Annotated in this window: 9 protein-coding genes; 4 read left to right on the plus strand and 5 right to left on the minus strand. The window is 62.3% G+C overall.

Annotation, left to right across the window (positions count from 1 at the left end):
* Positions 1 to 4 precede the first annotated feature (4 nt).
* Positions 5 to 2,041 carry a penicillin-binding protein 1C gene (gene pbpC, locus GOW60_RS15585; protein WP_171229981.1) on the plus strand — a complete coding sequence of 679 codons (2,037 nt, stop codon included), beginning with the start codon at positions 5 to 7 and terminating at the stop codon, positions 2,039 to 2,041.
* Here pbpC and GOW60_RS15590 read toward each other — a convergent pair.
* The 4 genes from GOW60_RS15590 to GOW60_RS15605 are packed head-to-tail and all read right to left on the minus strand — an operon-like array spanning position 2,038 to position 8,715.
* Positions 2,038 to 4,080, minus strand: coding sequence for a hypothetical protein (locus GOW60_RS15590; RefSeq protein ID WP_171229982.1), 2,043 nt, complete (start codon positions 4,078 to 4,080; stop codon positions 2,038 to 2,040). The genes pbpC and GOW60_RS15590 overlap by 4 nt on opposite strands.
* On the minus strand, positions 4,077 to 6,839 hold the full coding sequence (locus GOW60_RS15595; protein WP_171229983.1) for a DUF4159 domain-containing protein: 2,763 nt from the start codon (positions 6,837 to 6,839) through the stop codon (positions 4,077 to 4,079). The genes GOW60_RS15590 and GOW60_RS15595 overlap by 4 nt, the downstream gene beginning before the upstream one ends.
* Positions 6,836 to 7,711 (minus strand): DUF58 domain-containing protein, encoded by an 876-nt coding sequence (locus GOW60_RS15600; RefSeq protein WP_171229984.1) that lies wholly within the window; start codon positions 7,709 to 7,711, stop codon positions 6,836 to 6,838. The genes GOW60_RS15595 and GOW60_RS15600 overlap by 4 nt, the downstream gene beginning before the upstream one ends.
* Positions 7,708 to 8,715: a MoxR family ATPase gene (locus GOW60_RS15605; RefSeq protein ID WP_152459465.1), complete on the minus strand. Its 1,008-nt coding sequence runs from the start codon at positions 8,713 to 8,715 to the stop codon at positions 7,708 to 7,710. The genes GOW60_RS15600 and GOW60_RS15605 overlap by 4 nt, the downstream gene beginning before the upstream one ends.
* 64 nt (positions 8,716 to 8,779) lie before the next feature.
* Here GOW60_RS15605 and GOW60_RS15610 point away from each other — a divergent pair, with 64 nt between their 5' ends.
* Positions 8,780 to 9,355: a DUF1285 domain-containing protein gene (locus GOW60_RS15610; protein WP_171229985.1), complete on the plus strand. Its 576-nt coding sequence runs from the start codon at positions 8,780 to 8,782 to the stop codon at positions 9,353 to 9,355.
* Here the strand turns inward: GOW60_RS15610 and GOW60_RS15615 are convergent.
* Positions 9,338 to 10,282 carry a DMT family transporter gene (locus GOW60_RS15615; RefSeq protein ID WP_254443985.1) on the minus strand — a complete coding sequence of 315 codons (945 nt, stop codon included), beginning with the start codon at positions 10,280 to 10,282 and terminating at the stop codon, positions 9,338 to 9,340. The genes GOW60_RS15610 and GOW60_RS15615 overlap by 18 nt on opposite strands.
* Before the next feature lie 182 nt (positions 10,283 to 10,464).
* On the opposite strand from GOW60_RS15615, the gene GOW60_RS15620 reads away from it, so the two are divergent.
* Together GOW60_RS15620 and GOW60_RS15625 are read left to right on the plus strand one after the other, a co-directional pair.
* Entirely contained in the window at positions 10,465 to 11,220 is a 756-nt protein-coding gene (locus GOW60_RS15620; protein ID WP_171117033.1) for a hydroxypyruvate isomerase family protein, read from the plus strand.
* Complete coding sequence (locus GOW60_RS15625; RefSeq protein WP_371813367.1) at positions 11,205 to 11,525, plus strand: DUF2798 domain-containing protein; 321 nt, start codon at positions 11,205 to 11,207, stop codon at positions 11,523 to 11,525. The genes GOW60_RS15620 and GOW60_RS15625 overlap by 16 nt, the downstream gene beginning before the upstream one ends.
* Positions 11,526 to 11,538: the final 13 nt, after the last annotated feature.

Consider the following 11,538-nt stretch of genomic DNA (forward strand, 5'->3'; position numbering starts at 1 on the left):
CGTCATGCCTAAGCGAACGAAGCTCTTGTTTGCGCTGGCCGGAGCACTCTACCTGACGGCACTGGCACGGGATGGTGTTGACCGCTGGGTCGATGCCACAACCCTGCCTTCCGTTCTGGCTGAAACTTCGGTCGAGATGCGGGACCGTAATGGCGACCTTCTGCGGGCGTTTCCAGTCGAGGATGGCATCTGGAGGCTGCGGCCCGGCGCAGTTGACCCGGATTTCATCGCGATGCTGATCCGGTACGAGGATAAACGGTTTTGGTCCCACGCCGGAGTGGACCTCATCGCGATGCTGCGGGCTGCGGGGCAGAGCCTGTGGAACGGGCGCAACGTGTCGGGCGGGTCCACCCTGACCATGCAGGTGGCGCGGTTGATCGAAGATGGCCCAACCGGGCGCTGGAGCGGGAAATTTCGCCAGATCCGAGTCGCATTGGCGTTGGAGCGGCGTCTGAGCAAACAGCAAATCCTGAACCTTTATCTGACCCATGCCCCCTATGGTGGCAATCTGGAAGGGCTCCGTGCCGGCGCCCGCGCGTGGTTTGGAAAGGACGCCACGCGGCTGACCCCCGCGCAAAGCGCCCTGTTGGTTGCGTTGCCGCAATCCCCCGAGGCGCGGCGCCCGGATCGCAGGCCAGAGGCTGCCCGACAGGCCCGCGACCGGGTTCTGAACAGGCTGGTGCGCCACACCGTCCTGACCGATGCCGAAGCGCGCGCGGCCATGACCGAACCCCTTCCGGATCGGATGAATCCGTTTCCGCGCTTTGCACCCCATCTGACTGACCGCGCAAGGCGGCAAGCACCCGCAATCCAGGCCTTCGATCTGACCCTGGATGCCGGATTGCAGGCCCGGCTGGAAATCTTGGTGGCCCAGGCCGCCACCCGCGTCGGACCACGCGTTTCCGGGGCTCTGATCGTGGCCGACCATCGCAGCGGCGAGGTTCTGGCATCGGTCGGATCTGCCGGGTATCAAGATGCCCGTCAGGGGTTCGTGGATATGACCCGGGCCGTACGGTCGCCCGGATCGACCCTGAAACCTCTGGTCTACGGGCTGGCCTTCGATCAGGGGCTGGCCCATCCCGAGACCCTGATCAGCGACAGCCCCGTAATGTTTGACCGATACGCACCGCGCAACTTCGACGGCGCCTTCCGTGGCGATGTCCGGGTGCGGGACGCCCTACAGCTGTCGCTGAACATCCCCGTCGTGCGCCTGACGAATGAGCTGGGGCCCGCTCGGTTGATGACGGCTTTGCGGTTGGCCGGGTCAGAGCCACGCCTGAATGGCGCAACACCCGGATTGGCGATTTCTTTGGGTGGCGTGGGGTTGAGCCTGCACGATCTGGTACAGCTTTACGCCACTCTGGCAGCTGGCGGAACAGGCCCGATCCTGCATCATGACGTTCTGGCAGACGCCCAGCGCACCCGGCGCGTTCTGTCGGAAACTTCGGCCTGGCAGGTTTCGGACATTCTGGCCGGGCTTGCACCACCGGCAGGCGGTGCAACAGGGTCGCTGGCCTACAAGACCGGCACGTCTTATGGCCACCGCGATGCCTGGGCCATCGGCTTTGACGGGCAGCACGTCATAGGGGTCTGGCTGGGCCGCGCCGATGGAACGCCTGTTCCCGGTGCATTCGGGGGCGACCTTGCCGCACCCCTGTTGGCCGAGGCTTTCAACCTGTTGAAACCCGAGCTCACGCCCCTGCGCCCACCGCCGCCTTCGACCTTGCTTGTGGGCGCGGCCCAATTGCCTCAGCCGTTGCAGCGATTTCGCCCCCGCACGACAGCTTTCAAGGATGATCCTTCCGCGCCGGACCTGCTGTTCCCGCCCGATAACGCCGTGTTAGAGACGTCAGGAGCACCTCTGACGGTCAAACTGCGTGGCGGCGTCGGGCCGTTTTTCGTACTGGCAGATGGCGTGCCGGTGCTGACCGGGCAGCGGCGACGAGAGTTTGAAATCCCAAATCCGGGGACCGGCTTCACCTCACTTGTCGTGGTGGATGCGCAAGGTCAATCCGACAGGGCGTCAATCAGGATCGATTAGCGCCGCCCCTCGCGCAGCCAACCGCCCAACAGGAAACCTCCTGCCAACAGCAATACCAGCCAAGGTGGCAGCAGACCCGCCTGGGTAACATCCCGAGTCTCGTAGGCATCGCGCGGGGTCAGACCGATCCAGCCCCGACCAGCCGCCGGGCGCCCGGCGCGCACGTTGCGGATCGACGGCAACCCATCTTCCACCCGGATCACGCCGCCCCGCATGCCGGCCAGAACCGGTTCAAGAACATCCCCCGTTGCGATGGTGCGTTCAAACTCCTTCGGCGCGGCGGGACCAAGCCCGATCACGGCCATGTGGTCACCTTCCTGCAAACGGTAAAGACCAATTTCGGGCCCATAGTATTGCGCTTCGAACCGCCCCGGAGAGACCTCTTGCAAGGTGATTTCCAGCGTTTCGCCGTTCGGGCGCGTCACAGTCACCGGACCCACATCATCCCCAAGCGTCTGTCGAATGATGCGCATGGATTGGCCGTTGGCTTCGGCCCACAGCGCCTCCTCCTCGAGTTCGGGTTCCTTCATCATCCAATGGGCCAACCTGCGCAAAAGCTCCAGTTGCGGGCCGCCGCCTTCAAAGCCGCGGCTCCACAGCCAGGCGTGGTCCGATGCCAGCATCGCAACACGCCCTTCTCCCACTCGGTCCAGAACCAGCAGGGGGCGTTCGTCAATGCCCGTCATCAGAACCTCGCCCGAGCGATGGTTCACATCGATCTGGCGCAACCAGGCCCCCCAATCCTCGGAATCGCCCAGATTTGTTGTCACCGGATGGCGCTGACCCAACTCGCTGACCTTCGGAACGAAGCGTTCCTCGAAGACACGCGCGGAAGGTTGCGCCGGCAGGATCGGCGCCAGCGGCGACCGGAAAATGCTGTCAGCTCCGGCGAAATCGGGACCGGCCGCAATCAGAACCGCGCCGCCGTCATTGATATAACTGGTGACGTTGTCCAGATAGATCGCAGGCAGGATGCCGCGCCGCTTGTAGCGGTCGAATATGATCAGATCGAAATCGTTGATCTTTTCCAGAAACAACTCGCGGGTCGGGAAGGCGATCAAAGACAATTCGTCCACCGGCACGCCGTCTTGCTTCTCGGGCGGGCGCAGGATGGTAAAATGCACCAGATCGACCGAGCTGTCGGATTTCAGCAGGTTGCGCCATGTGCGCCCGCCCGGATGAGGTTCACCCGAGACCAGCAGTACGCGCAGGCGATCCCGAACGCCGTTCATCTGGATCAGCGCGGTGTTGTTGCGGTCGGTCAACTCGCCTTCGGCCAGGGGCACGGAAAACTGGATCACGTTGCGCCCGCCATGAGGCAGGGTGACAGGCAGTTCGACATCCCGACCGATTGGAATACTCAGTTGCTGAGGCTCACCACCATCCACGGAAATCTCCAACGGCGCTGTTGCGGCACCCGCGGGGGCTGCTCCGCTGTCTTCAACGCGCAGGGTCAAAGTCACCGATTCACCGATGATGGCAAAAGCAGGCGCATTTCGGACGATAAGCCGGCGATCCCAGTCGTCCGCACGCCCGGTTTGCAGCAGATGCATCGGCGCCGGCAATTCCGGTGCCTGATCGGCATCGTGCACGATCCCGTCCGATATCACCAGAATGCCTGCGATGCGCGCACGCGGTTCTTCGGCCAGGGCCTCATTCAGGGCGGCCATGACCTGCGTGCCCTCATCCCCGTCACCGTCGCCGACCCGAATGCGGCGCAGTTCCGTATTGTCCCGCGCCTCGATCTCGGCGGCCAGATCTTCGGCGGCCTGCACCGTTTGTTCGGCCCGGTCCGAAAGTGACTGGCTGGCGCTTTCATCCTCGATCATCAAAACGATATCCGTCAGCGGCGCGCGGTCTTCGACTTGATAGACCGGACCGGACAGCGCCGCGATGACAACCAGGGCCGCCAATCCCCGCAGGGCCCAGCCCGACAAGCCGCGCCACAAGGCCAGAGCTACTCCGACAGCGGCAATCGCCCCCACAGCAGCCAAAAGCGGCCACGGGATCAGCGGGTCGAATATGACGGTTCCGGTCATTGTCCCAACCTGTCCAAAAGAGCGGGCACGTGGACCTGATCGGATTTGTAATTCCCGGTCAGCACGTGCATCACCAGATTGACGCCAAAACGATTGGCCAGTTCGCGTTGCCGTTCCCCGGCATACCCACGACCGACAGGCAAAAGGGCCTGGCCGTTGCGATCCACGGCCCAGGCCCCGGCCCAGTCATTGCCGCCGATAACCACCGGTGTCACGTTGTCATTGAGGTTTCGGAAAGGCATACCTTCGATCTGTTCTGCATCCCCGGGCGCAGCTTCGACCCAGACTTCTGCGCCGGAATAGCGGCCCGGGAAATCCTGGAGCAAATAAAATGTTCTGGTCAGGACGTGATCGCGGGGAATCGGCTCTAATGCAGGGATATTCAACGGTCCGGCCAGTTGCTGCAACTTGCGGCCATTCGGACTGGAAGCGCCGAAACCGGCAATATCCGCATCGCGTGTATCAAACAGGATCATTCCACCCGAACGCAAATAGGCGTTCAGTTTGATATACGCCTCGGCCGAAGGTTGCGGCTGGTTCGGCGTAATGGGCCAATAGAGAAGCGGAAAGAATGCCAGCTCGTCTCGTTCCAGATCAACGCCGATTGGGTCCGCCGGTTCGACAGAGGTGCGAAAGAACAGGGTTTGCGCCAAGCCCCGCAATCCGGCCTCGGCAATATCGTCCACCTGCGCCTCACCAGTCAGCACATGCGCCAGCACAAGCTCGTGCGTTGCGGCAAGGGCAAATTCGGTATCTTCGGGCGTCTGCGCCTGTACGTCCGGCACCAGCAGAAAAGCGGCCAGCGCGGCAGCCGCCGTTCGCGCCAGACCCAGCCTGCCCGACAAGGCCAGCGAGGCAATCACGTCAACCGTCAGCAAGATCAGTGCGAGGCTTAGTAACAGGCCACCAAGCGGGGTTTCCGTGCTGACCTCCTGCCCTTTGATCGGCACATTGGCGGGCCAGGTCACCGGGCGCAGCTCGGTTTCTTCCGAGACCACGTTCAATGCCAGCTTCTGCTTTCCGCTTTCATAGAGACCCGGACGCAAATCTGGTCCGATCCGGCCCGAGATCAGCTGAACGCCATCCACACCGGCCAGGGTTCCGGCATCTGACAGGGCGCCAAACCCGTCCATGATCTGAACCGGCTCCCACGTGGTGCCTTGCAGTTGCGATTCTTGCCGCGACTTGGCTGCCGAAGCCACGGCCAAACGATCCAGCATCTCGACGAATAGGCCCGACAACGGCAGGCTGGACCATTCGGCATCCGCAGTGACGTGAAACAGCACCACCTGCCCAAGCCCCAAAGCCTTGCGTGTCACCAACGGAGTCCCGTCGGACAGCGAAGCAATCACGCGATCCGCCAAGTTAGGGTCTGGTTGAGCCATGACTTGGGTCGAAACAACCACGTCCTTTGGGATATCCAGGCCGAAAAACGGAGAGCTTTCGGGGAATGGAGCCAGCGTCTTGGCTTCGCCCCAGCTCATCGCACCGCCGACGGATCGTCCACCGCTGCGCAGCCGCGCCGGCAACAGGGTGTCTTCGGTGTCCCTGCCCAGATCGCTGGCCGCCATGCGCGGACCGGCAAAACGCAGCAGAAGCCCGCCCTGTTCGACCCATTCGATCAAAGCGGCCTCTTCTGGCTCCGACACCTGCGCCACGTCCGACAGGACGATCACATCCGGGTTGGCGGGCAGAACCTCAAGCAGGCCGCCATCGACAAAATCCGCGGTCGGGACCAGGACCTGCGTCAGGTAATGCAGGGGTGACAACAGCTCCAGCCCTTCACGGTTGCGGGTTCCGGCAATCAGCGCAACCTCACGCCGACGCAAGCTGTCATCTGTCAAGGTCACGGCCCCGGCGGACCTTTGGCCCTGAATTTCAAACCGCGTGATACGGGCGCGCAATTCCGATGGCAGCGCCAGATCGGCCTGCGCCGTGGTTTCGCCGGCTTCAAGGGTCAGCTCAACGGAATGCAGCACCCGGGCCGTGCCCGCCGGATCACGGCCTTGCGCCAATACCGTCACACGGTCTTCCGGTCCGGGGCCCGCGCGCTGAACGGTCAATTGGATCAGCCCGTCCTGATAGGCCGCAGGCCGGATCGCAACAGGCCGGGAGGCCGCCTGATAGACCGTCACATCTCCGCGCGCCTGAAGGCTGGACACCAGTTCAGCGTGGTCCGCATAGTCCAGCCTGTCACTGAACCAATGGGTATCAAATCCGCCGTCAACGGCGTTCAACGCGGCAACGGTCTGAGCAATCTGATCTGCATTCGGCTGCCAGGGGTTCGGGGTCAGCCCAGGCAAACGCCCGCGCCACGCTTCCGCCGCCTGAAATACCGGTGTTTCCGGTTCTGTCAGGCGCAAAATTGCAACCGTTCGGCCCGCGCGCCCGGCCTCCGACAGTTGCGTGTCGATTTGGTCAAGTGTCGCCGGCCAGCGCGCGGCTCCGGCCCAACTGGCGTCCAGCACCAGCAGCAGCGGCCCGGTTCCGCTTTCATCCCGTGACGGGTTAAGAACCGGCCCTGCCAGCCCGATGATGATCGCAGCCGCCGCCAGCATCCGCAGCAGCAGCAGCCACCATGGGGTGCGGTCGGATACGCTTTCGTCGTCCTTCAGGCCCAACAGCAGCGTGACCGCCGGGAACAAGCGGCGGATCGGTGCGGGCGGAACCGCGCGCAGGATCAGCCACAGGATCGGCAGGGTCAGAAAACCCAGCAACACCCATGGCGCGGTAAAGCCGATGCCCGCCAGAACCGTCATCGCGTGCCCCCATCCAAGGCCCGATAAAGCCATAACAGAGCCGCTTGTGCGCTGTCGCCCGTGTGGTGCAGGCCCAGTTGCCAGCCCGTCGCTCGGCACAGTTGCCTCAGCGCGTCCTTGCGCTGCGCCAGGCGCTCCAGATAACGGTCTCGCAGCTCGGCGGCCTTGAGCGTTTCGTGTCGGACAGACCCTCCGACGCTTTCGAAAATGGTGCGTCCGCGATAGGGAAACGACTCTTCACCCGGATCCAGCACTTGCAGAACCACGCCGCGCACGCCACGGTCGGCGGCTTTGGTCAGGGCAAGTTCAACCTCATCCATGGGGCCCAGAAAATCCGAGATGAACACGGCGCGGGCATGAGGGATCATGGCGCGGTGTTCGGGCGGGGCGTAATCCGCTTGATCATCCTCGGTCCAGGCCTGTGCCAGCCGGATGATCTGCGCATTGCCGCGCCGGGGCGGCAAGGTGGTGCCGGTCAGACCTACGCGTTCACCGCCGCGCACCAGAAGGATGGATGTCGCCAACCCCAACAGCCGGGCGCGATCCGCTTTGGTCCGCAGGGTCTTGTCGGACGCAAACCGCATCGAAGCCCCCTGATCGACCCATAGCATCACGGATTGCGCGATCTGCCATTCCCGTTCACGTACGAACTGCTGATCCCCCCGCGCCGAGCGGCGGTGATCGATCAAGCGACGGCTGTCGCCGACCTGCGCCGGGCGGTATTGCCAGAAATCATCCCCCATTCCGGACCGCCGTCGACCGTGGTCGCCCAGAAGAACGGTTCCGGCCAAGTGCTCGGCCCGCGCCAAGAGGGGCGGCAGCCGCGATGCCTCGGCCTCGGATCTTTCGCGAAGGGTCAGCTCGGCATTCACGCCGCGGCCTCGGTCCGGATCAGCCCGACAGCGGTCGAGTCAATCAGCTCTGCAAGGCTGTCACCACGCGCCCTTGCCGCAAAGTTCAGTGCCATCCGGTGGCTGAGCACCGGGCGCGCCATATCCAGAACATCCTCGGCATTGGGCGCCAGGCGCCCCTGCAACATGGCCCGCGCCCGCACCGTCATCATCAGCGCCTGCGCGGCACGGGGGCCCGGGCCCCAGGCCACGGTTTCGGCAACCCGTTCGGACACACCGGGTTCTTCGGGGCGGAAAGCCCGCACCAGATCAAGGATCAGTTCAACGACGGATTCTCCGACCGGCATCCGGCGCAACAAGACCTGCGCAGCCAGCAACTCTTCCTTGCTGAAAATCTGATGCGCCTCTTCCTCTTCAACCCCGGTCGTGGCCAGCAGAATATCCCGCTCGGTCTGGCGGTCGGGGTATTCGACGTCAATCTGCACCAGGAACCGGTCAAGCTGGGCTTCGGGCAGCGGATAAGTGCCTTCCTGCTCGATCGGGTTTTGCGTTGCCAGCACATGGAACGGCGTACCCAATGAACGATCTTCACCTGCCACGGTAACGGTGCGTTCCTGCATCGCCTGCAACAGTGCCGATTGTGTCCGCGGGCTTGCCCGGTTTATTTCATCCGCCATTAACAACTGACAGAAGATCGGGCCGGGAATGAACCGGAAATGCCGGCTGCCATCGTCGGCAGTGTCCAGAACCTCGGACCCAAGAATATCGGCGGGCATCAGATCGGGCGTGAACTGAATGCGGCTGCCATGCAGGCCCATCACCGTCGACAGAGTCTCGACCAGGCGTGTCTTGCCCAAACCCGGCAGACCGATCAACAGGGCATGGCCGCCGCACAAAAGTGCGGTCAGCGTCAGGTCCACGACCCTCTCCTGCCCGATGAAGCGGCGGGTGATCGAGGCCTTGGCCTCTTGCAGCTTGTTTTCCAGCGCTTCGATCTCGGCTACGAGGTCGGCAGGTTCGGTCATGACTTTCCCTTCCGTGGACTATTATGATTGAAGTGTATCGCGCTGAGAGGAAATGGCAAAAGCAATGAGCGGACAAAAACCTGTGAAACCGTCGCCAGATGGTCTGGCGGCATCGGTCAAGGCGGCCAAAACCAACGGATTACCGCCCGTTCACCTCTGGAATCCTCCGTTTTGCGGCGATCTGGACATCAAGATCGCAAAAGATGGCACATGGAGTTATTTAGGCTCACCCATCAACCGTTTCGAGCTTGTGAAGCTTTTTTCCTCAATTCTTAAGAAGGAAGGCGGCAAATACTTCCTCGTCACCCCGGTCGAGAAGGTGGGAATCACTGTCGAAGACGCGCCGTTTGTCGCTGTGGATTTCGACCGGGACGGGGATGGAAAGGACCAGTCCTTGACCTTCACAACCCATGTTGGCGACAGGGCCGTGGCCGGAGTTGATCATCCGATCCGAATTGTAATCGACCCGGAGACAGACGAACCCTCACCCTACATATTGATCCGCGACAACCTCGAAGCCCGCATAGATCGCAAAAGCTTTTACCGCCTCGTCGAGATCGGAACGCACCATGACGGCTGGTTCGGTGTTTGGTCAGGCGGGCAGTTCTTTGGCCTGATCCCTTCAGCCGACCTGAGCTGACCGTGGCGCGCGATCCTGTGCCAGCACGACAGCCATTGCAACAATGCCCGCACCCAATGCCCGGGTCCAGTTCCATTCGTCCCCCAGCATCAGCATGATCAGCATCACGTAGAACGGGGCAACATTGATGTGGAAAGAGGCCAGCGCAACGCCCAGCTTGCCGACGGAGGTGATGAAAAATACCTGGCTGAGACCCATGGAGATAAGCGCATAGATCATCAGCATGCCTGCCTGCTGCATGTCGAACGCAGTTGCAGGCATCACGTCCAGACCAAACTGCGCCGATCCGAAAACCAGCAGCGATGCCATGGCCAGCCCTCCGACAAAGGTGATCGTCGTGCGTCCAGTCTGGCTCAGTTCGGCGAAATCCCGGGCGGTTGCCATGCTGGCCCAGCAAAATAGCACCGTTGATCCAACCGCACAGGCCGCGCCCAGACCCAACTGGGCCGGGGCCAAGGCGCTGGTGGCGATCAACCCGCCGACAATCGATACAGCCACGCCCAGCGCAAAATTCCACTTCAGCCGGCGTGTGCCAGCAGCCAATTCAAGCAATGTGGCCACCAAAGGTGCGCAAGAGACGATGATTGCCACCGTTACCGGGTCGGTTAGCTTTTGCGCCAAGATCAACAGGAACATTCCTAACCCGATCCCAAGGCCGCCGACGGTCATTGCATGACCCCAGCGGGCTGAAACAACCCGGCGCGGCCCGTCCAGAACCACCCAGACCGGCACCATTACCAACACGGCCAGCGCCAGTCGCGCGGCCAACAGGGCGACGGGCGGCCATGTTTGCAACAGCACTTCGGCCGCCGGAAACCCGGCCGCCCATGTCAGCATCGAAGCCACGGCCAACCCGTTGCCCGACAAGGCAGAATGCTGTCCCGCCGGCGCAGAAAGGCCGTTCCCGCGGACGGGGTCTGGGCTCAACGCCATCGTTTTCAAACCTTCCATTGCCACGGCGTCAGAAAATTGATTCGCCGCAATGCAGGAAGCGTTTCCGATTTCATCGGGTCGATCTGGTCGAATTTCGACAAACTGTCGTTTTCTGTCACTTTCATAGAAATCAACGCGCGGATAAGGTCGGGCCACCTGAAATCCATGGGCCGCCTATGCCAAAATTCGCCGCGAATATCTCATTGCTCTTTGCCGAACTTCCGTATCTGGATCGGTTTCAGGCAGCGGCAGATGCCGGGTTCCAGGCGGTCGAGATCCTGTTTCCGTATGAACTTGCTGCAAAAGAAACCCGGCGTGCCTTGCTGGCCAACGGGCTCGAACTGGTTCTGATCAACGCGCCCCCGCCGAATTATACCGGTGGCGTGCCGGGTTATGCCGCCATCCCCGGCGGTGCGTCCCGGTTTCAGTCTGATATCCGCCGCGTTCTGCGCTACGCTCAGGTGCTGCGGCCGGGCTTCATTCATATCATGTCCGGATACGCAGCCGGGACGGATGCGTTGGACTGCTTCGTGCAAAACTTGCAGTGGGCCGCCGATTTCGCACCGCAGCAGACATTTACGATCGAACCCCTCAATCCGATGTCCCAACCCGGCTATTTCCTGAACGACTATGATCTAGCGACCGAGGTACTGGGCCGCGTGGATCGCCCGAATGTCGGTCTGCAATATGACAGTTTTCACGCACATATGATCCACGGCGACGCGCTGGCCGTCTGGGAGCGTTTTCACCCCAGTGTTGTCCACGCCCAGATCGGGGCCGCCCCCGAACGTTCTGAACCGGGGCTCGGGCCTACGGATTTCGCGCAGCTTTTCGCGGCAATGGATGAAGCTGGTTACACCGGTTGGGTCAGCGCCGAATACGCGCCTTCGACGGCTCGAACGGATGCGACCCTGGCTTGGATGCGACGTTGACGCCGTTCATCGGGCTGGAATTCGCTGCCCGAAAGGCGCACATATCGGGCAAGCCGCTTTCGAGGATGCCCGATATGATTCCTGCCCGCTTTGCCCATGCCATCTTTGGACTGATCATGTCAGGGCTGATGTCGTGCATTGTCACCGGGATCGCTACGGTCAAGGCAGTGGGGTTCCATCCTGAAACGCTGGGTGACTGGATGGCGTCCTGGGCCTTTTGCTGGCCCATCGCGTTCACAGTGATCCTGATCCTTGGACCTTCGGTCAAACGTATGGTCGAAGGGTGGGTCAGGCCACAGGGCTGACCCGGAAGGCCGA

The sequence above is a fragment of the Ruegeria sp. HKCCA4008 genome (assembly GCF_013033125.1).
Classification (GTDB): Bacteria; Pseudomonadota; Alphaproteobacteria; order Rhodobacterales; family Rhodobacteraceae; genus Ruegeria.

Excerpts from the sequence above, each read along its gene's own strand:
- pbpC (WP_171229981.1), top strand. The coding sequence starts at position 5 with ATGCCTAAGCGAACGAAGCTCTTGTTTGCGCTGGCCGGAGCACTCTAC.
- GOW60_RS15590 (WP_171229982.1), bottom strand. The coding sequence starts at position 4,080 with ATGACCGGAACCGTCATATTCGACCCGCTGATCCCGTGGCCGCTTTTG.
- GOW60_RS15595 (WP_171229983.1), bottom strand. The coding sequence starts at position 6,839 with ATGACGGTTCTGGCGGGCATCGGCTTTACCGCGCCATGGGTGTTGCTG.
- GOW60_RS15605 (WP_152459465.1), bottom strand. The coding sequence starts at position 8,715 with ATGACCGAACCTGCCGACCTCGTAGCCGAGATCGAAGCGCTGGAAAAC.
- GOW60_RS15610 (WP_171229985.1), top strand. The coding sequence starts at position 8,780 with ATGAGCGGACAAAAACCTGTGAAACCGTCGCCAGATGGTCTGGCGGCA.
- GOW60_RS15620 (WP_171117033.1), top strand. The coding sequence starts at position 10,465 with ATGCCAAAATTCGCCGCGAATATCTCATTGCTCTTTGCCGAACTTCCG.